Below are 21,420 nucleotides of genomic sequence, written 5' to 3' on the forward strand. Positions count from 1 at the left end.
CCCCCTGCCTCCCCTGCCTCCCCTGCTCCCCCTACTCCCCCTGCTCCCCCTGTTCCCTATTACCCAATTTTAGATTGAACAAATTCCTCTAAACGTTTGATGCCTTTTTCAATCGTAATTAAATCCGTTGCGTAGGATAAACGAATATGATCATCATTGCCAAAAGCGTGACCGGGTACGGCGGCTAAGTGTTTTTCTTCTAGTAATAAATTACAGAAGTCAACGGAATTTAAACCGGTTTGGTCAATATTAATGTACATATAAAATGCTCCATCGGGTTTGAGACAACTAATCCCCTGAATTGCATTTAATAACTTGAACATTACTTCTCGCCGATTTGCAAAAGCTAAACGCATTTCTTCTACACAATCTAACGAATTTTCTAAAGCTGCGATCGCCCCATATTGAGCAAAGGTACAAACATTAGAGGTACTATGACTTTGTACGCGGGTGGTGGCTTTAATAATATCTATATCCCCCGCTAAATATCCCAAACGCCAGCCCGTCATGGCAAAGGATTTAGCAAAACCACTACTAATTAAAGTGTATTTATAGCTTTCGGGATTAGCGGCGGCAATACTTAAATGTTGAGCATCATCATAAATAATTTTAGAATAAATTTCATCCGAAACTACTAAAATACCCGCTTCCACAACTACCTCAGCTAAAGCGTGAATTTCCTCTGGGGTATAGACCATTCCCGTCGGGTTAGAAGGCGAATTTAAAACAAAAAGTTTGGTCTTGGGTGTAATAGTTTGCCGTAACATTTCCGGGGTAATTTTATAACCCGTTTCTGCACCCGTTGGCACAATAACCGGAATCCCTTCTACCAGTTTTACCATTTCAGGATAACTTAACCAATAGGGAGAGGGAATAATCACTTCATCCCCGGGATCAATCACCGCCACCATCAAATTATAGAGGGAATGTTTGCCGCCATTAGTAACAATAATATTGTCACTTTTATAGTCTAAACCTGTTTCTTTACTTAAGGTTTGAGCAATTAAGGAGCGTAACAGGGGTTCCCCTGCTGCTGGGCCATAGCGAGTTTTACCTTCATCCAAGGCTTTTTTCGCCGCAGCAACAATATGTTTCGGGGTATCGAAGTCCGGTTCGCCTACGCTAAAATTTAAGACATCCATCCCCTCAGCTTTCATTGCTTTTGCCTTCGCTGAGATCGCCAGCGTTACAGACGGTGGAACTTTTTCTACTCGCGCTGCTAGCTTCATATTTTAATAATCTCTGATTTTCTGTTTCAATCTTTAGATCTTAGGAGGGGGATTGCATCGTGGCAACCCATTTGTTACAGGATGATAACATTATATTAGAATTGATACGGTTTTTCTACCACAAATCTTAATCTGTTGAGGTTAAGGAGTGATTATTTAGGATTAAATATTAAGAAAATCAGAAATTTTGATCAACTTCTGGTTTCCGTAATTGGACAAGTTAACTCAACACTTTATAGTATTTGCTGGTTTAGTGAGGTACGGTGACAACAATAAGTAAAACAGATGATTTTCAGTATAAATATCTATAATTTTTTAGTTTTTATCTGATCTTAACAGAATAGGCTTTGATCTTTTTTTCTGGATTAGTTAGTTATCATTTTCTGATTGTACCTCACTAGCTTGGAAATTGCTATATCAGGTTATATAAATGTTTAATCAAACCTCTATTTTTCCTGATCTAATTTAATAATTTAACGTTATTTTTAAGACCGTTTACCCAAAATTTCTGTAATATCTAACATTTTATTCAAATTTTAGATTCAATTATCACTCACCCTCTCTGCTGTTGAGGCGCAATGTCGTCCCAGGTGGTGGCTACACGATCGCACTCCTACTCTGCTGCTGTTGAGATGCGATGCGGACAGGTGGTGGCCACGCAATCATACTCCACTCCGTCAAACTCAAATATCTAATGAACAGGACTATTTGAGTGGGGGAGAAGAAACCCGGTTTCTAGGGTTTGCAACAAGGACTCAGGGGTTCATCGGCTAAACTTTCTAACCCAATAGAATTTAATAACTCTTTCCACTCCTGTAAAACCTGTGGATCTTGAGGTTTTTCCTGTCGCAATAGTGCTAATAAAGTTAAGGTTTCATACCATAATCCGTTTTGAGCATAGACTTGAATTTTTTCTAGGGGTGTGGTGGCGGTTTCTAACTGACGAATTAAGGTTTCACTGGGGTTAATTCGGGCGATCGCTCCTTCAACTCCATCATCCTCAGCCCGCAATCTAGGATTACACTGATAGAAAAATCGCCAACGGTATTTTTTACCCACTTCTAACATCGGTGCGGATGGAGGTAACTTAAATTTGACAATTCCAGGGGTTCCCGTCAAAGGCATTTTCTGCTGAAAAATTTTATTATCTTCTTCATCTAATAAAACAAATTCTACCTCTCTAACGGGATTTGAACTGTAAGGAACATAAACTATAAATGTGGGATATCCTGATAAGGTTAACCCCATATTAGATTTAGGAATTAGTGCCGTTAAGGGTTTAGAAACCGCCGGACAATTGGTGCGACTGGAAGAACCTTGACGATCTTCATTCGGTGCATCTGGATTTGGATCTTGAAATTCAACGGCGACTTTTTGAGAATATGAAGGGTGTTGGGCAACGCCGGATTTTGTTGAATTTAATGGGATTAAAATTCCGGCTAAAACGAATAATAAAAATAACTTCAGGTGCTTCATGGATGAGAGTAAAATCCTGTATTTTTTAGTAATTGGTGGAATTGAATCTACCTTAATATCTTTATTGACCAACAACACAGGTTTTACGCAATTTTTAGATTTTTTTATTCAACTGTAATCGCCACACCCAAACCCCCGCCCCCACCAACCCCAATAACGCTGGAACCACAGGAGTCCAAATCGCCCCCAAAAACAACCCCCAAGACACCGCGCAGAAGACGGCGGCTGTGGTTGCCAAGGTGATTATAATTCCGCGATCGCTTATAAACATAGCCGAAACCCCCCCTAACAGCGTCCACAACCCGATCCAGAGTGCATCTGTCCATTTTGACCCGACTTGTAACAATGGACGATGATCTAAAACCGCAGATAGAAGATGACTCACCATTTGCGCCTGAATCATGAATCCTCGCACTTCTTGATCTGGGCTGTAGGGAGTGCGATGACCTTCATCTTTAACGCTGATGCTATTAACACCGACTAAAACTAATTTATCTTTAATTAAATTGGGATCAACTTCGCCATTCAGAATTTGTCTAAAGGTTACTTCTGGGGCAATGGGTTCTGATAATCTATAGTTTAGCATGATTTGATATCCTTTTCCATCCGATTTTGGATAAAATCCAATATCAGATTTCATCGGTTTTAAAATCAGATTACCCAATTTAATTTGATTTGGTGGCAGGTTTTGGGGTTTAATTCCTTGTTGTTTTAGATAATGAAAGGCGAGTTGAATTGCTAAAGAACGTTTGGTTTGACATCCTTGAGAATTACTAATAAATAAAAGTTGACGGCGCAAAATTTGATCAAAATCTTTCATCACATCATTAAATCCAACTTGCAAAAGGGGAGCATCGGGCGGAGCAGCCATACCAGAATCATTTTTATCTGGTTTTTTACAAATTAAAAATAGATTATTTTGGGTTTTAAATTGATTAATTAATCTTTGATATCCCGGTTCAACGGGCAGATCTCGATAAAAATTTAATCCAATGGTTCGGGGTTGATATTGGGCAAGTTTTTGTAAAAATTCAGTGAGAATTTGATCGGAAACTGGCCAAGCACCCAAGGTTTGAATATCTGCTTCTGAAGCTGTTACTAACAATAAACGATTATCTTGTCTTTCGATAGGGCGCGATCGCATCATCCCATCATAAGCTTTTAACTCCCAAAATTGTAACCATCCTCCCTGACGAATTAAACAGATTAAAAGAGTAATACTTAAACTGATCAATCCGATTTTCTTAATTTTATTTAACTCAAAACTTGGTAATTGATGCAGATTTTTACGACGTTTTAACTCTTGCCAACTGACAGAAACAATAGCCGGATTTTGACAAATAACAGGCAACCAACTGCCACAGGGAAAGCGATTTTCTAAGATGTATAACCGTTCTCTCGCTTGTCGCACTGCTAAATATAAAGATTGACCTTGAGAAAATTCCTGTAAAAAATGTTTTAAAAAAGTCTGTGCCACAACATCAGGCACAGGTTCGCGCATAACAATTGTTTGGGGAATATTTAATTGGGCGAGTTCCGTGGCTAAACCCAAACCATCACAGGAATTAAAAATAGCAATTTGTAACCCGTTTTCAATCGCTTTTTTAAACGCAGGCAATAAGGTTTTAATAGAGACTTTATCTTGATGATTAATTTTAAAAGTTCCCGATCTTTCCTGGTCTTGACTGTCACTATGTCCGGCAAAAAACATAATATCCCAACCTTTACTATCCCATAAAGCCTGATCTAGTTGTTGTGGATTAGGTTCGATTAAAAAAAATGTTTCTGTTTGGGGTAAAGCGGTTAAAATCTTTTGATCTTCTGCAATATCAATTCCCGTTTTATTCCCTAAAATAGCTAAAATTCTGATTTTGGAACCTTGGACGGATACGGAGGTTTTGCGAGTGTATTGGGGCTGACTGAGGGCTAATTCTGCGCGGGGATAATCGTGAAAAAAATGCCATAATTGCCAGGGTAAATGTCGGACTTGAAAATCCGAGGTTTCTAAAATAATTTGAATTTCATCAGTGGGTTGTAACGCCGAACGTAACTGTTGATCAATGGTGCGAAATTCGGCAAAATTAAGCCATTGATTAAACTGATGAATATATTGGGTACAGATTTCCTGAAGTTCGACTTCAGAAACATGGGTAATATCTTCTTGTTCTAATTCAATTCGAGATGGAATGCCTAAAGTGTGATAGATTTCTTGATAAATAAACCGCCAACATTGATAAAAACTGATCAATTCTGGTGCGGCTGGTAAACAACCCGTTATTTTAATCGGACGGGGATTTTCTAAATCCGATAGTCGTGCTGTTACTAAAGGAAATCCAGCCGTTAATGAACCTTTTCCTAAATCAATGATTACAATTTTTTCTGTCATGTTTTATTAAGTATAGATGCGCCATGTAGAGACTTTGTATGCAACATCTCTACATGGAAATATGTAGCAAACATTAAGGAATTTCATATTAAAAAATAAATGTTTCTGTAACAGATGCCTCAGATAAACGGACGGTAATACTAAATTGTTCTTCTGGCATTCCTCGAAACCGAGGCAGTTGCATATAATTATCCTGTAAACGGGATTGAACTTCTGATAAAATATCACCTATTTCTGATAATAAAATTAGTTGCACATTGGGAGGTAAATAACGGTCTTGGGGGACAGGATATAACCGCACCCTAACCGCAATTTGTCCTTCTGTTTCTGGGGTTAATGCTATCCACAATACAATAGATTGACTCCCCAACTGCATTTTTAAATCAATTAATTTTGCCCCCTGAATAAACTCCTGATCACTACGAGATGAACTTCTTAATCCTAAAGCGGGTTGTCGAGAAACCGACTGCCAAAGTCCTGTCCATTCATCGATTAACCATAAACTTAATCGCACAGGAGTTTTAAATTCTGCCCGTTGAGGTGAATTTAAGTGAACTAATAATCCTTCGATGGGTTGTAACTGTTCCAGTGGTAAAATTTCCTGAGTAATACTTTGGATAAAGCCTAAAATTTCTGCTGTTTTCAAAGTATCAAAAATCCGCACCACCACATATCCAATACGGTCAATTGTGACCTCTGGGGGAATGCTCACCGTTTGTTCTCCTTCCCGCACTGGACGACATTCTAAACGTCCCACTCCTGTTATTTGCAAATCTGCCACATTTGCACAGAGTTGAATAATAGGGTTCCAACTATCACTCGCCTCTAATTCCGTGGCAATTTGCATCCATTCTAAATAACAATTAACTCCCCAAACAGCTAAGGTATTGAGATAAACCTGTTCTCGCTTACCTCCTTTGGGATGTCGTAGGGCAAATTGTGTGGCAATATCCCTGGCTTCTTGGGATATGATAATCTGTAAACTGTAATCTTCTAAATTAAAACGTTGATTAATCATAATTTTTTTAAGTGCTTGTGCAAAATAAATTACCGAGTTAAAAAAGTGAACAGGGAACAGGGAATTAGAAATATGTAAATAATTATGTTTGGGTGCTTCAAGTGATTTGCCAAAATTAATGCAGAAGCAATTTCTCTTTCCTGCCTACTATTCAAGATATCCCTGTGACCGGGCAAAATTACGCAAAATCTTACGACATTTTCGCTCATAAAAATTATTTAAGGTACTCAGTGGAACTCCTAGCTCTCTCGCGAGTTCCTGCCACTGGGTTTCGGGTGGGAGGCGACTTAAAATTAACAATTGACAGGTGATGTCGGGACGCCCGCGAACGTGAGTATTGCGCAACTCTCCAGTGGCATCGGTTTGTGCCCAGTGACGAACTTCTTCTAACATCGGCGGAATATCGGGGGGTGCTTCTAATGTATCGATCAAATTAATATTTTCACACAGGGGAATATCAATAGAAATATAACGATATTGCCGTTGTTGCTGTTTTCGATAACAGTCTTTTAACCGTCCTTTTAGATAAACATTTAGCCAGGTGATTATACTCGCTCGGGCTGGGTCATACTGCGCCGCTGTAGTCGCTTCACAAAGATTTAGATACAAAAAAGTCATGGTATGTTGCCATGCGTCTTCGTAGTCTAGGGTGGACTCGTGCCACAATTTACCGGATTTTTGGATGAGGCGAATAATTTGGGTAAAACCCTTGCGACGTTCTACACTTGTGGGAGAATGTTTGCAAGTTTCAGTAGTTAATTGACGCAGTTGTTCATCAAGTCCAGTCATTTCGATTTTAGTTTAGATTTAGGATTAACTTTGTTTTGATGAAATAGTAGGGGAGTCCCAATATAAGTTAAAATTCTATCAAATAAAGTAGCTATTTTTTGATTATAAACGTTATGGGACTAAAGACTTGCTCTTGGGGAATGGGTGCGGTTACATTATTGATACAATTACAATGGGGTTTGATCATGCCTTTAGCATTCGCTCAGTCCCATGCTGAATTAGATCAGATGTATGATAGGGCATACGAACAGATTGATCAAGGAAATTTCACCCAAGCTATTGTTATATTAGAGAAATTATTGGTAATCGCAAAACAACAAAACAATCAATTTTTAGAAGCCGCAACTCTCAATGATTTAGCCCTAGTTTATCGGAATAAAGGTGCTAATAATTTAGCATTAGAAACCTCTACAAAAGCCTTGAAAATTTATCAACAATTAAACGATGAGGCGGGTATTAGTGTAGCTTTAAATAATCAAGCTACTGCTTATCTAAGTTTAAGTCAATATCCCCAAGCAATTCAAGGATTTGAACAATCTTTAAAATTAGTTCAGAAACTGGGAGAAAAGTCTGGCGAAGTTAATATTTTATCTAATTTAGGCTCGATTTATCGAGTTTTAGGACAGCATCGAAACTCATTATCCTATTTTCAACAAGCCTTAACAGTAATTAAAACCCTAGATGATCCCTGGACGGAAGGAATTATTTTTAATAATATCGCTACAGCCTATATTTATTTAGGGGAATATGAACAAGCCAAACTTGCCTTTGAGCAATCTTTAAAATTAGCCAAAACAGAACAGGATGCTCAAGGAATTGGTCAATCTATAATTAATTTAGGGGCAGTTTATGAACGGCTTAAAGACTATAATCAAGCATTAAAATTATATCAAGAAGGCTTACTGATAATGGAAAAAGTCGGAGATTTAGAAGCGGTTGGGCAAGCGTTAAATAATATCGGTTATATTTATCGGATTCAGAATCAATATCCCCAAGCTTTCGAGTTTTATAAAAAAGCCTTAGAAGTTCGCCGAAAAATCCCAGATAAACGGGGAGAAGCGGTGACATTAATTAATTTAGGGGTGGCTGAATTTGAAGTGGGAAAATTGAACGAAGCCACTCAAACTCTCTATTCTGCCCTGGCAATTGTTGAGTCTTTACGTCCCGGGTTAAGTGATGCCAATAAAGTCTCTTTCTTAGAAACTTTTTCAAAAAGTTATGGCGTTTTGCAACAGGTTTTAATTGAGCAAAAACAAATTGAGAAAGCTTTAGAAGTTGCCGAACGCGGTCGAGCCAGAGCGTTTGTTGAGTTGGTAGCGCAAAATAATATATCACCGGAAAAATTAATATCAATTTCTGTAAAAGCCCCTAATTTTTCGGATATTCAAAAAGTTGCTAAAATCCAAAATGCCACGTTAGTTGAATATTCAGTTATTGTTGATCAATTTAAGCAAAACTCTACCTTGTTAATTTGGGTGATTAAACCCGATGGTAGCGTGCAGTTTCGGTCTGTTGATTTAACAAATTTAAAGACAGATAACCTCGTGCCTATGTTAAGTCGAGAAGAACTCCCACCGTTGCCTCCCCTAAATGAACTCGTTCGGGGAACTCGTGTTAGCCTAGATTCAGGGACTTCAGCGCTAATAGCAGATGATGTAACCAATAAACAATTAAATAAATTATACCAGCTTTTAATCGCCCCAATTGCGGATGTATTACCGAAAAATCCCCAGGATCGGATTATTTTTATTCCCCATCAAGACTTATTATTAGTTCCTTTTGCGGCTTTAGTGGATGAACAAGGAAAGTATTTAATTCAAAATCATACTATTTTAACTGCTCCATCAATTCAACTATTACAATTAACCGCAGAGCAACAAAAACAACAGCCCAGAAATGGGGAAAAGAGCGCTTTAGTTGTCGGTAATCCTAATATGCCGAAAGTAGCTTTATTACCCGGAGAAGAACCTCAATTTTTACAACAACTTCCGGCTAGTGAGAAAGAAGCGATCGCAATTGCTAAACTAATGGAAACCGAACCGTTGTTAGGGGAAAATGCCACGGAATCTAAGGTTATTCAACTAATAGAAAATGCCCATTATATTCATCTAGCGACCCACGGAATCTTGAGTGATTTAACTGAGTCTGGAATTCCCGGTGCGATCGCCCTTTCCCCCTCAGTATCCGATGATGGGTTACTCACATCCGAGGAAATTCTCCGGTTAAATTTAACGGCTGATTTAGTTGTATTAAGTGCTTGTAATACCGGAGCAGGAAGCATTACCAGCGATGGAATTTTAGGGTTATCTCGTTCTTTAATCGCTGCTGGGGTTCCCCGTTTAATTGTCTCTTTCTGGAAAGTTGACGATATTCCCACCTTTGAATTAATGCAAACATTTTATCAGCAACTCCAACAAACCAATGATCAAGCCCAAGCCTTGCGCCAAGCAATGTTAATCACGATGAAAAATTATCCTCAACCTAAACATTGGGCAGGTTTTATTATAATCGGTCAAGCTGATTGATATTGTTGCCTGTTCCCTGTTGCCTGTTCCCTTTTGCTCAAGAATTTTAAACATAACTCAAATAGGATTGCTATGGCTATATAATAAAGCAATACGCATTAGCGTTTTATTATCCCTTATTCTTGAGCTTGATTGTACTCGATGCTGAATTTTTACTTTGATCCAGAAACCAATACTCACAAATCCTTTGAGTTACCTGGCGCTCGTCCCCACTATAACCCTGACCGTCCGGGTCAAGTAGAACATATTTTTCTGGACTTAGTTCTCGATATTCCTAATCAAAGTTTTCAAGGAACTTGTACCCTACATTTGAATCCGATTAAAAGTGGCATAGAAACCTTAACTTTAGATGCCGTTAACTTAGAAATAAAAGACGTAAAAATAGAGCAAAATCAGCAGGAATTTGACTATGATGGCGAACAATTACAGATTTATCTGAATCAACCCACAACCGTCAATCAATTAATTAAAATTGTCATTAATTATTCCGTTACCAATCCCCAACGCGGACTTTATTTTATTAGTCCAAATAAAGATTATCCTAACAAACCGATTCAAGTTTGGACACAGGGAGAGGATGAAGATTCTCGGTTTTGGTTCCCTTGCTTTGACTACCCCGGACAACTGGCGACGTCAGAAATTCGGGTACAAGTTCCTAAACAATATTTAGCTATTTCTAATGGTGAATTAATTAATACTGAAACCAAAGGCAAAACTAAAATTTATCATTGGTCACAAAAACAAGTGCATCCCACTTATTTAATGACTTTAGCGGTGGGAGATTTTGCCGAAATTAAAGACGAATGGAATGGAATCCCCGTATTATATTATCTTGAGAAAAATCGCAAAGAAGATGCTCTAAGAAGTATGGGAAAAACTCCAAAAATGATTGGATTTTTCTCTGAATATTTTGGTTATACCTATCCCTACCCTAAATATGCTCAAGTTTGTGTAGATGATTTCATTTTTGGCGGGATGGAAAATACCTCTACAACCCTATTAACCGATCGCTGTTTATTAGATGAACGAGCCAACCTAGATAATCGTAACACAGAAAGTTTAGTTGCCCATGAATTAGCCCATCAATGGTTCGGGGATTTAGTGGTAATTAAACATTGGTCACACGCCTGGATTAAAGAAGGCATGGCGACCTATACTGAGGTATTATGGACGGAACAGGAATATGGCAAAGACGACGCGGCTTATTATCGTTTAAATCAAGCCAGAAACTATTTTTCCGAGGATAGTTCTCGCTACCGTCGCCCCATTGTCACCCATATTTATCGGGAAGCAATTGAACTTTACGATCGCCATTTATATGAAAAAGGCGCTTGTGTTTATCATCTAATTAGAACTGAATTAGGAGATGAACTCTTTAAAAAAGCGATTCAAACTTTTGTTAAGGATAATGCTCATAAAACCGTAGAAACTATTGATTTATTACGGGCGCTGGAAAAATCAACCGGAGCTAATTTACTCCCCCTATTTGATCAATATGTATTCCGGGGCGGACATCCTGATTATAAAGTATCTTATAGTTGGGATAATCATAATAAATTAGCCAAAATTACGATTAAACAAAATCAAGCTAAAGATAGCGATAAACTCAGCGAGACAAACCTGTTTGATTTGAAAATTCCCATTGGTTTCGGCTATAAACCAGAGAAAAAATCCCCGGAAACCGAGGTAAAACTTAAAACCTTTACCGTGCAGGTTCATGAAAAGGAACAAACCTTCTATTTTCCCTTAGAAGAAAAACCCGCTTTTATTAGTTTTGATGTTAATAATAATATTCTCAAAACCGTAACTTTGGATTATGCGGTGGCGGAATTAAAAGCCCAATTACACCATGATCCTGATCCTATTTCTCGGATTTATGCCGCTAAAGCCTTAGCCAAAAAAGGCGGATTAGAAGCCGTTAAAGCCCTAGCAAATGCTTTAAAAAATGATGGCTTTTGGGGGGTACGGGTAGAAGTGGCAAAACAACTTGTGCGGGTGAAATTAGATCAAGTTTTCCCGGGATTAGTTGAAGGGTTAAATGACAGTGATGCCCGGGTCAGACGGGCAGTGATTAATAGTTTAGCCAAACTAAAAACCACCGAAAGTTATCAAGTCTTAAAACCCCTTTTAGAAAAAGGAGATCCGAGTTATTTAGTGGAAGCGTCAACCGCCGCCGCCCTGGGAGAAATTGCCGCAACTCATCTGGAGGATAAACATTTAGTTGAACAAACCGTTAAACTGTTAAAATCTGTCCTGAAAGAACGGGAAGGCTGGAATGAGGTGGTGCGTTCCGGGGCAATTTCAGGACTGAGTAAAATGAAAACCTCAGAAGATGCCTTAAACCTGATTTTAAAATATACCGCCCCCGGTATTCCCCAGGCTTTGCGGTTAACTTCAATTCGGGCTTTAGGCAGTATTTCCACTGGTCAAACCCCCACCAATACCGAACGAATTGTACAACGGTTGGAAGAACTATCAAATGAGGCTTTTTTCCTGACTCAAGTGGCCGTTGTTGCCTCCCTAGAACAGATGGAAACCCCGAAAGCCATGGATGTGCTGCAATCTTTAGCAGATCAAACCCTAGATGGACGAGTTCGCCGTCGGGCGGAAGAAGCAATTCAGACTGTTCAGGGAAAAATTGGTTCTGAACCAGCGTTGAAAAAACTGCGGGAGGAACTCGACAAAATGAAAAAGGAAAATCAAGATTTGAGGAGTCGTTTGGAAACCTTAGAGGCAAAAAGTAAATCCAGCAAGCAATAAAACTTGATTTCCTGATCCCGATAAATTTCTCTCCCTCTAAGGGTAGAGGCGTTATGTAGAACTTATCTCCCCCATATTGAATAATGATTCAACCTAACGACGTCAAAAACTTAACGTGATTTAACGTTTGATTGAGTCCCAAACGGGGAGATTTAAGTTAACTTACAGGAAAGAACAATCAAACAGGTTAGATAGTTGTACTCGACCCCCTACTTGATCAATTCTCCGTCGGTGAATGAACGATGATCGGATTTCTTTTTTGACAAACCGTGCAATTTTTGTCAAAAAGGCTACAATCGAAAAGGTCTTGGCGTCATCCAATGATCACCTTTGAATATTTGCCCTCACTATGCTAGGACTGAGGTGGGTTACGATGACTCACTCAGTAACTCGCTGGGTAAAATATTTAAACCTGGATTCGGTGTGTCACTGGTTCAGGAGTCTATTAATAGACATCTTTATTCTGTAATTAATTTTTACTAATTGAGGAGCATGAGGAACGCGGCATGACCCAAAGTAACAACGGACTCGCAACCACACATCCACCGGATAAACAAGTTGTTAGCACTGACAATAAAAATAAATCCTCCATCATCATGCAGGAGAAAGAAGTTGTTAGCCCTGACAATAAAAATAAACCCGCCATTACCCCACCTGGGAAACCAGTTGATAGCCTTGAAAATAAAAAGAAATCCTCTATTACCGATTTAGATGATATTGATGAACCAGATGCAGATGATCTAATTGAAGAAGAAGAAGAACCTTTAGAGGATGTGATCGGGGAGGAAGATGACGAGAGCAAAGCTGCAAAAGGAGCTAAAGCTCGCCGTCGAACCCAAACTAAGAAAAAGCACTTTACGGAAGATTCGATTCGTCTCTATCTGCAAGAAATCGGTCGGATTCGTTTATTGCGCGCAGATGAAGAAATTGAACTCGCGCGTAAAATTGCCGACTTACTCGAACTAGAGCGAATTCGGGAAAAATTGATGGAACATTACGACCGCGAACCCAATGAGCAAGAATGGGCAACCGCGGTGGAAATGAGGCTACCAGAATTCCGCCGCCGTCTTTATATTGGCCGTCGGGCCAAAGATAAGATGGTACAGTCTAACCTGAGACTGGTGGTTTCCATCGCCAAAAAATATATGAATCGGGGTCTTTCCTTCCAAGACTTGATTCAAGAAGGCAGTTTAGGATTAATTAGAGCCGCCGAGAAATTTGATCACGAAAAAGGTTACAAATTTTCAACTTATGCGACCTGGTGGATTCGTCAAGCCATTACTAGAGCGATCGCCGATCAATCTCGGACTATTCGGCTTCCAGTTCACCTGTATGAAACCATTTCTCGGATTAAAAAAACTACCAAGTTATTATCTCAAGAAATGGGTCGCAAACCCACAGAAGAAGAAATAGCGACTCGTATGGAAATGACCATCGAGAAGTTACGGTTTATTGCTAAATCGGCTCAACTTCCGATTTCTTTAGAAACCCCGATTGGGAAAGAGGAAGATTCTCGTTTAGGAGATTTTATTGAATCCGATGGCGAAACTCCTGAAGATCAAGTGTCTAAGAATCTATTACGAGAAGACTTAGAAAATGTATTAGATACCCTCAGTCCCAGGGAAAGAGATGTACTGCGTCTGCGTTATGGGCTAGATGATGGTCGGATGAAGACATTGGAAGAAATTGGTCAGATTTTTAATGTCACCCGTGAACGGATTCGTCAAATAGAGGCGAAAGCGTTAAGAAAGTTACGTCATCCTAACCGCAATAGCATTTTGAAAGAGTATATCCGTTAATTGCTGTTATTTTTGTTCGGGTTGAAACAATTGGATTCTGAGAAACCAATTTTAAAATTATCCTCCGTTGAGGATAACTCAGGCTGCAATTTATCAACCCGTTTATTGAAACATCACAGTTAAGGATTAACCTGCCGAAACAGACTTTTAAAAAATATAAGGTTTCGGCAGATTTTTGTTATTTATATAAGATAACCACTTTTTTCTTAACCAGCGATACAATCAAATCAAAGCAAGTTTAATAACTTATGAATGCCATTTATAAACTCCCCTTAATTTTAGAACCTCAACCCGAAGGCGGTTATACAATTACTTGTCCTCTTTTGCCCAATTTAATTACTGAAGCTGATACTTTAGAAGAAGTTATTCCTAATGTATCCGATGCTTTACAAGTTTTAATTGAAGCCTATCAAGATTTAAACCAACCCTTACCTGCTGTTTTAAAGCCAATAGGAGAAGATATGACCCTGTGGACAGAAAGTTTAATTCCCATTGGTATAAAATGAAATATAGAGAGGTAGCACAAAAATTAAAACAAATGGGATGCCAAGAAATTTCAAGGCGAGGCGGTGGTTCTCATCGAAAATGGTACAATCCCAACATGGGAGATTATGAATTTCAAATAACATCTATCCACTGAATATTATTAGGTTTTGGCGGCATTGGGATGTCTCGCCATTGAATAGAAGGTAAAGAATTATCTTGGGGAGATTCTGGTTCAGTTATAACAAATGGGATTTCAGCGATATTATTAAGGGTTGATTCTCGGTTATTAGATTCTTGTTGGGTAATTTCTGGTACAGTTACTTCCTGTTGTACTGTTGACTCCTGTAACGGTAAAAACAATTCAGGTTTAAACCAAGTTTCACCCCCAACAAATAATTCCTCTACAACCATTATTTCCATATTGAGGGAATGGCATTTTCTCCGTAGTTCTGGACTACTAGCCAGGAATACTATTTGAGATTCAAGGATTTCCGCAAGATGCAGTGAACTTAACAAATAACAATCTAATAAGTTATTATTATCCAAAGGTATATTTAAGATATTCAACTGATCGCCATAAATTTTTTCATTGATAAAATAGATGATTCCATTATTAAGGTTTCTAAAAATTAAATCATTAGAATGGACTTCCGCCTCCAAAACATCCAGTATTTGAGTTGCAGTTGTGGTTGCATTTGCAAAATTACCATTTTTGAGATAAATAAGTTGTGTATAAAGATATTTAGGTAAAACTATATCTTTGGAACTTTGAATAATAAGTTCTGGCTGACTCATACATAAATCCGGTTCGATACAGTAGAATTTTTTCATGTTGATCTCCTGGTTTTTGGGTAATTAAAGATTCATCAATTGTTTTTTGTTTTGGTAAGCTAGAGAATGATTGGGTTTAAAAAATAAAGTAAACTCAAAATCTCTAATAGCTTGTTTATAATCTCCTGTTTGTTTGTAGATCATACCTCGTTGAAAGTAAGCCTCAGCATTGGATTTATTTAACCCTATAGTTGTATTAAAATCTTGAATTGCATTTGAATATAAACCTAATACAGCATAAGCTATTCCTCGATGATAATAGGCTTCTAGTTCATCAGGGTTATATCTTAAAACTAAATTAAATTTTTCAATCGCTGCTTCATAATCTGTAGCTTGTAATTTTTCTTTGGCTAATTGTAGCTCTTGTACTAAAACAATAGTAGAAATTTCATGATCTGCCTCCTCAAATAGAATTTCAATATCTTCATGAACTTGATCTATTAAAATTTCAATTTTAAAAGGATCATAACTTGCATCAATATCAAGCTCATTAGATTCAAGTAGTATATCAGGTATTTTCTGGGGTAAAAATTCCATTTCAAATGGGTTATCATCTTGTTTTTCAGAAAAGTTATCGATTTCAACATTGAGTTGAATATTTTTCGGAATATCTTCCCATAGTATTTTGTTAGCCTGAGCAGTATTTTCTTGATTCTCAACAATTCGATCTAAACACAAAAATTCATCGAATGTTAAAATCTTTGGGGAAACTTGGCTTGATTGGGTTACTTTATTCTGTAAAGCATCTAGTTTAGCTCGAATTTCTAAAGCCTGATGAGCATCACCTTGTTGAACGTAGGCTTGAGATAACCAGCTATGAGCAGTAGTCTGATTAAAACCAAGACTAATAGCTCTATTACTATCTTCAAGAGATTGTTGATATTCTCCTAATGACAGATGAGCAAAACCTCGTCTAACATAAGCAGGAATATCAAGAGGATCAATGCTGATAATTTGGGTACAATCTTCTATTGCTTGCTGATATTGACCTAATTGAATATAAGCATCTCTGCGCCAACCATAAACCTGAATATGATTAGGATTAAGGGTTAATGCTCTAGTGAATTTGTCAATAGCTTGCTGATATTTTTTGTGATTAACCAGAGTAATTCCCTGATTAAAATATTGATCAAATAAACGATTCTTAGCATTAGTTAGATGTTGATGAGCATTAACATGATTAGGATTAAGTCTAATCGCTTCTTTACAGTCATCAACAGCTTGTTGATACTCTCCTAATTCCATCTGAGCAAATGCTCGGTTACAATAAGCATTAGCATCATTAGGATTCAGCCTAATGGCTTGGTTACAGTCGTCAATAGCTTGCTCATAATTTTTTAGATAATTATAAGCATTTGCTCGGTGATTATAAGCATTGCCATGATTAGGCTTAAGACTTAATGCTCTAGTAAACTGTTCAATAGCTTGCTGATATTTTTCTTGGTTAAACAGAGTATTTCCATGATTAAAACATTGCTCAAATAAACGATTATTAGCATTAGTTAGATGTTGATGAGCATTAACATGATTAGGATTAAGTCTAATCGCTTTTTTACAGTCATCAATAGCTTGTTGATACTCTCCTAATTCTATCTGAGCAAATGCTCGGTTAATATAAGCACTAGCATCATTAGGATTCAGCCTAATTGCTTGGTTAGAGTCATTAAGAGCTTGCTCATAATTTTTTAGAGAATTATAAACATAACTTCGCCAAACGTAAGCATCAGAATGATTAGGATTAAGGCTTGATGCCCTTGTAAACTGTTCAATAGCTTGCTGATAGTTTTGTTGGTTAACCAGAGTAATTGCCTGATTATAATAGTCGTTAAAAGACGGCTGTTTGGGTAAAGTATAGGCTTTTGTTTTATCATTTGTTTCGCATTGATTACATCTATTATTGAGAAATCGGTAACTTTCTTCATGATAGCCGAGTTGACAGCGAACACAAAGATAAATTGTTTCTCCGGGTTTAAATTCTTCTCGACTGACTAAATCTTTTTGTCCAATTAAGTTTCTCAACAGTTCATCAATATCAAAGAAGTGTTGACTTCCTCTTAAAAAATCATGATCAACAATAGGATTTGATGTCTGTGATGATGACGATGTTGTAGATGTGGGATTTTCTATCCAACTAATACCATGCCTATCTACAGTTGTAGAAGAAGACGAGCTTGTAGTATTGGGTTGATTTTGCATTTGAGAAGTAGAAGGCTGAGGAGCAGATTCTATATTGCTGGAAGATGCTTGATTACTACCAATAGATCTACCAATAGATATAATCCAGAATAAACCCATTGGAATAATAATAAACCACAAGAAGGGCGGAATGAATAAACACAAGAAAAAGACAAATGAACAGATTAAACTTATACATATACAGCCGCAAGTTACTCCTGTGTTATTAGTCTGTTGATTACTCATGGGTCTATTTTTTCCGTTTGGTCTGGTAGTTAAATAAAAAATAAATTGTTTATTTAAAAATACGTTTATAATACTTTTTTTAGGTTATTAACTTATAAAAATTATCTAATAAAATTAACAACCATTTCATTTTGATTAAAAATTTTAGGGGGATTCAAAAATAATAATATTGTTCTCATAGATTGTTATTAAACTTTAGGATATTTAGTAAGAGCTAAAGCTCAAAAACAATCTATGGGATTTTGAAGTTGTGATCTCCTCTTAATTGGTATCGGATTTGACGGCTTCTTGTCTTGTGTCTTGAGTCTTAAATAAATTAGGTTGGACTTTTTGAGCTTTTTCCCCTAAAAAGCAACCAATTGTATTTTGTACTGGATCACAGACAATGGATAAACACCAAGGATGGGGGAAAAAAGAGCGTTGAGTCCGCATATCTGTTCCCGACATAAATACACCAATATTAGGGTGAGAATGATACCAGCCAATAATATTTGCTTCTGGATGAGTTGCTTTAGCGTGGTTCATAATTCCGACCCAAGAATCTGGTGTAAATTCTAAAGATGCTCCAGTTCCAATGGTTGCGGGTGCAGGTACAGCGGCTGTTACTTCCACATAAATCCCACAGGTAGGATCAGTGTAAGCATTACCAAATAAAATTCCCCCTTGTTCAACCCTTAAGTTACTTTGTAAATGCTCTTTTAGCTTTTTTAGAGCATCTTCTAAAATATAAACTTTAGGGTATTCTGGAGTAATATTGCGCTCTTGTATAAATTCTTGAATTGGCTTTTCTGTTGGTTTAAAAACATCCTCAGATTCTACCCATTCAATCACAGATTGAGATTTAATCACCTCCTGTTTTTCTACACTATATCCATCTGGATTTGATTCATCGTGATCAAGCATTTCCGGCATTAAATTTTCTTGTGCTTGAGGCAAAACCAAGGGTTCTGAATCATTTTTTTTTGCCATCATAGCTTTTACAAAAGCCAATATTTTCTCTAGTTTTTCAATGAAAGTTGTACTCCAGTTCATACATCATTCCAAACGATTTGAGCTTGTGGCTTTTTAGCACTTTTGAAGGTTTGATTATCCACCGGATAACGGTTAGGGTTCCGATTAGCCCAGTCTTTGGCATCACGATTAGCAGGACTATTCAAATTTAGAACGTCCTTGGAATACTGGATAATTTTGCCAATCCGAATCACTAATTCAGAAAGATTTTCTGCCATTGTCCAATAGGAACCCAGACAAACACGTTGGTTTGTATAAACATTTGGGTGAAAAATAGGGGTTAAAAACTCAGCAGAAGGTGAATTTTTTGGATAGTCATTGCTGAGAGTAATTTTAACTCGATGATTGGTGCGGAAAACTGGATCATTACCTTGCAGTCGTTCAATTCCTTTGCATCGGTATTCAATCACATATTCATAAGCGGGTTTACCTTGGCTAGAAATTAAAGCAATAGTTCCACCTGAATTGGCAATCAGTTGTGAAACTTCATTAAAGTCATTTTCTAAGCGTGTTTCACGAATTCCCATAATCAACCTGCCTCTAAAATAGGATAAACTTCGAGAACATCATTTTCCATAACCCCAACTGTTCCTAGTGTTGTTCCTGGATCAAGTTGTTGGCCTGTTCTTTCTAAACGCACAGCGTAACTGGTTTTACCGGGAAGGTTCCAACGTTGTTGCGTAGCTTGAACCAGTTCTTCAACGCTGAGATTTTTAGGCAAAGTCACAGACGCTTTACGAGTTTGATCAGCCGAGCGAATTACTAAAGAAATTGAATCAGACATACTAACTCCTAAATTGGACAAAACTGAATTGCGATTTGACCTTTCGAGGTCTTGCAATGTAGTATCTCGTTCTCTGGTAGACATAATTCTCCCAAGGTTAAATCTTCTCCACATTCCTGTAGTGAAAAATTCTGAATCACTTCAAAACTTCTTTCTTGGTGACACTTAGGACAAGCCAGTTTAGATTCAGAATATCGACTTAGAGGAAGATTAACGCGCTCTTGATAACCACATTCTGAATTCAAGCATTGCATTGTACTAATGATTTCTTTTCGCAATGAGAGAATCGGTTCTGGAAATCCAGATTCTTCAATCTGCCTAAGAATTTGTTGAATTGTCAGATTAGAATTATAACCGATCTGAACTTGAGGTTCAAGAGCTAAATCATGAGCAATACAAGTTTCTTGGCGTTGAATTTGTACTTTAAATACCATCCAAGGATTTAAGCCTAAAAAGACTTTTTCTCCAGGGTTGAGAAAACCCGGTTGTTCATGTAAATAAAGTAAGGCTTGCTGTACCTGCATCGCTCCAACAATGGAAGCAATTGTGGCAGTGGTTGGCATTGCGGTTTCAGGAATATTCCGCTTCATTCCTTGGCAAGAATAACGTTGGTTGCGTCGTTCCCACATTGCATTAGAAATGCTGCATTCATAACAGGCTGCCTCGGTTTTAGGGTCAAAAAAACTAACTTCTCCTTCTCCTACACCAAGACCACCATTAATCCAAGGAATTCCAGCGCGATAAGCCATTTGGTTGATAGCCCAGCGTGCATTTACACTATCTAAACAGCCAATAATAATGTCATGTTTTCGGACATCTCCAATACTGAGATCAAATTCCAAATCTCCGTAAATTGTTTGGATAGATAATTCGGGATTAATTTCTAAAGCTCGTTGACGTGCAACTTCGACTTTTGGCAATCCAACATCAGACTCTCGAAATAAAACAGAACGGGTCAGGTTGGTAATAGAAACAGTATCAAAGTCAATGATAGTTATATTACCAACACCAACAAGGGCTAGGTTTTTAAGAACTTCATTTCCTAATGCACCTGCTCCTGCAATTAAAACCTTTGCAGATTTCAATCGTTCTTGTTGCCACCAATCGATTAAATGATGCCGATCATAACGGCTTTCAACTTCAGTTTCGATAACAAATGAATCCATCAGAGCCAAGTTAGAGTTTATAGTCCCCCTAAAATAGAGGAATTTACCGAGTAGCGATGAATGGGACGATTAAGGAATAAATCTCAATCCAGATCAATCGTTGCAATTTAGGGGTTATGGGAGAAATAACTGATGAGAGGACTATCAGTAATATTTGGATTAAATTAATAGGTAGCGGAGAAATAGCAACTCAGAGTAGTAGATGATGAATTTCAGCTATACGCCAGTGGTGTGACTACGGAATTGCTTGGTCGCCACAATCAGGACATCGCATTTATCATCAGTTCGCTCATATATTAAAGGTTATAACTTGTCTATGATTTTGTAAATCAGTGAAATTACGGAACTTTCATCTTTTTTAATGTTTAGGCTCAATCTACCCCCTCGTTAGTCGAGCTATTTCGCTAAAATAAGCTCTCTAAAACCCAGGGGTGATGCCGCTATCAGTCCGAATCTGATTCGTTTCCCTCCCACATCTCCCGTTCTGAATCTCTTTCTAATTCCCGATCTAAGTCGTTTTGTTCTCGGTAATCATCGTAACTATCCTGAGCATCTCGGTCGGAGTTATATTCGTGGTCGTTGTTGTCGTAACCGTCTTCACCGGGGCCTAAACTACTGTAACGCATGGTCAGTAATACCTCATGATTAGCTATACTGACTTATAGCCACCCAGAAACAAAATTACGCAAATTCTCAAAAATTTTTTTATTCATTCTAATTTAGAGGTAATCACCTCAAT

At 37.8% G+C, this 21,420-nt stretch carries 17 protein-coding genes; 5 read left to right on the forward strand and 12 right to left on the reverse strand.

Annotation, left to right across the window (positions count from 1 at the left end):
- Positions 1 to 59 precede the first annotated feature (59 nt).
- The 5 genes from PL9631_RS09460 to PL9631_RS09480 all read right to left on the reverse strand — a co-directional run bounded on the left by PL9631_RS09460 (position 60) and on the right by PL9631_RS09480 (position 6,898).
- Positions 60 to 1,229 carry a pyridoxal phosphate-dependent aminotransferase gene (locus PL9631_RS09460; protein ID WP_083619386.1) on the reverse strand — a complete coding sequence of 390 codons (1,170 nt, stop codon included), beginning with the start codon at positions 1,227 to 1,229 and terminating at the stop codon, positions 60 to 62.
- Between the two features lie 735 nt (positions 1,230 to 1,964).
- Positions 1,965 to 2,705, reverse strand: a complete 741-nt coding sequence (locus PL9631_RS09465; protein ID WP_083619389.1) for a DUF928 domain-containing protein — start codon at positions 2,703 to 2,705, stop codon at positions 1,965 to 1,967.
- Positions 2,706 to 2,799: 94 nt separating this feature from the next.
- On the reverse strand, positions 2,800 to 5,091 hold the full coding sequence (locus PL9631_RS09470; protein WP_083619392.1) for a CHASE2 domain-containing protein: 2,292 nt from the start codon (positions 5,089 to 5,091) through the stop codon (positions 2,800 to 2,802).
- An 88-nt stretch (positions 5,092 to 5,179) separates the two neighbouring features.
- A complete protein-coding gene (locus PL9631_RS09475; protein ID WP_083619395.1) occupies positions 5,180 to 6,109 on the reverse strand; it encodes a DUF1822 family protein in 930 nt (309 codons plus the stop codon).
- 147 nt (positions 6,110 to 6,256) lie between these two features.
- Positions 6,257 to 6,898, reverse strand: coding sequence for a hypothetical protein (locus PL9631_RS09480; RefSeq protein ID WP_083619398.1), 642 nt, complete (start codon positions 6,896 to 6,898; stop codon positions 6,257 to 6,259).
- A gap of 185 nt (positions 6,899 to 7,083) precedes the next feature.
- Between PL9631_RS09480 and PL9631_RS09485 the strand changes: the two genes are divergently transcribed.
- The 5 genes from PL9631_RS09485 to PL9631_RS09505 all read left to right on the forward strand — a co-directional run bounded on the left by PL9631_RS09485 (position 7,084) and on the right by PL9631_RS09505 (position 14,622).
- The gene (locus PL9631_RS09485; protein ID WP_197046310.1) at positions 7,084 to 9,423 is read left to right on the forward strand and encodes a CHAT domain-containing protein; all 2,340 of its coding nucleotides are present in this window, start codon (positions 7,084 to 7,086) and stop codon (positions 9,421 to 9,423) included.
- A 141-nt stretch (positions 9,424 to 9,564) separates the two neighbouring features.
- Positions 9,565 to 12,183, forward strand: a complete 2,619-nt coding sequence (locus tag PL9631_RS09490) for a M1 family metallopeptidase (RefSeq protein WP_083619403.1) — start codon at positions 9,565 to 9,567, stop codon at positions 12,181 to 12,183.
- Positions 12,184 to 12,689: 506 nt separating this feature from the next.
- Positions 12,690 to 13,982, forward strand: a complete 1,293-nt coding sequence (gene rpoD, locus PL9631_RS09495; protein WP_231516687.1) for an RNA polymerase sigma factor RpoD — start codon at positions 12,690 to 12,692, stop codon at positions 13,980 to 13,982.
- A 248-nt stretch (positions 13,983 to 14,230) separates the two neighbouring features.
- Positions 14,231 to 14,488, forward strand: a complete 258-nt coding sequence (locus tag PL9631_RS09500; protein WP_083619407.1) for a type II toxin-antitoxin system HicB family antitoxin — start codon at positions 14,231 to 14,233, stop codon at positions 14,486 to 14,488.
- Positions 14,485 to 14,622: a type II toxin-antitoxin system HicA family toxin gene (locus tag PL9631_RS09505; protein WP_156090494.1), complete on the forward strand. Its 138-nt coding sequence runs from the start codon at positions 14,485 to 14,487 to the stop codon at positions 14,620 to 14,622. The genes PL9631_RS09500 and PL9631_RS09505 overlap by 4 nt, the downstream gene beginning before the upstream one ends.
- On the opposite strand, the gene PL9631_RS09510 is transcribed toward PL9631_RS09505, so the two are convergent.
- The 7 genes from PL9631_RS09510 to PL9631_RS09540 form a co-directional block, all read right to left on the reverse strand.
- Positions 14,601 to 15,299, reverse strand: a complete 699-nt coding sequence (locus PL9631_RS09510) for a hypothetical protein (RefSeq protein WP_083619410.1) — start codon at positions 15,297 to 15,299, stop codon at positions 14,601 to 14,603. The genes PL9631_RS09505 and PL9631_RS09510 overlap by 22 nt on opposite strands.
- A gap of 24 nt (positions 15,300 to 15,323) precedes the next feature.
- Positions 15,324 to 17,720 carry a tetratricopeptide repeat protein gene (locus PL9631_RS09515; protein ID WP_083619413.1) on the reverse strand — a complete coding sequence of 799 codons (2,397 nt, stop codon included), beginning with the start codon at positions 17,718 to 17,720 and terminating at the stop codon, positions 15,324 to 15,326.
- 261 nt (positions 17,721 to 17,981) lie between these two features.
- On the reverse strand, positions 17,982 to 18,752 hold the full coding sequence (locus PL9631_RS09520; protein ID WP_197046312.1) for a Mov34/MPN/PAD-1 family protein: 771 nt from the start codon (positions 18,750 to 18,752) through the stop codon (positions 17,982 to 17,984).
- The gene (locus tag PL9631_RS09525) at positions 18,749 to 19,258 is read right to left on the reverse strand and encodes a ubiquitin-conjugating enzyme E2 (protein ID WP_083619416.1); all 510 of its coding nucleotides are present in this window, start codon (positions 19,256 to 19,258) and stop codon (positions 18,749 to 18,751) included. Before PL9631_RS09525 ends, PL9631_RS09520 begins: the two co-directional genes overlap by 4 nt.
- A gap of 2 nt (positions 19,259 to 19,260) precedes the next feature.
- Entirely contained in the window at positions 19,261 to 19,515 is a 255-nt protein-coding gene (locus tag PL9631_RS09530) for a ubiquitin family protein (RefSeq protein ID WP_083619418.1), read from the reverse strand.
- An 8-nt stretch (positions 19,516 to 19,523) separates the two neighbouring features.
- Positions 19,524 to 20,681 (reverse strand): HesA/MoeB/ThiF family protein, encoded by a 1,158-nt coding sequence (locus tag PL9631_RS09535; protein ID WP_083619421.1) that lies wholly within the window; start codon positions 20,679 to 20,681, stop codon positions 19,524 to 19,526.
- 443 nt (positions 20,682 to 21,124) lie between these two features.
- Positions 21,125 to 21,307, reverse strand: a complete 183-nt coding sequence (locus PL9631_RS09540) for a hypothetical protein (protein ID WP_083619424.1) — start codon at positions 21,305 to 21,307, stop codon at positions 21,125 to 21,127.
- Between the last annotated feature and the right edge of the window lie 113 nt (positions 21,308 to 21,420).

It is taken from the genome of Planktothrix paucivesiculata PCC 9631, from assembly GCF_900009265.2.
Classification (GTDB): Bacteria; Cyanobacteriota; Cyanobacteriia; order Cyanobacteriales; family Microcoleaceae; genus Planktothrix; species Planktothrix paucivesiculata.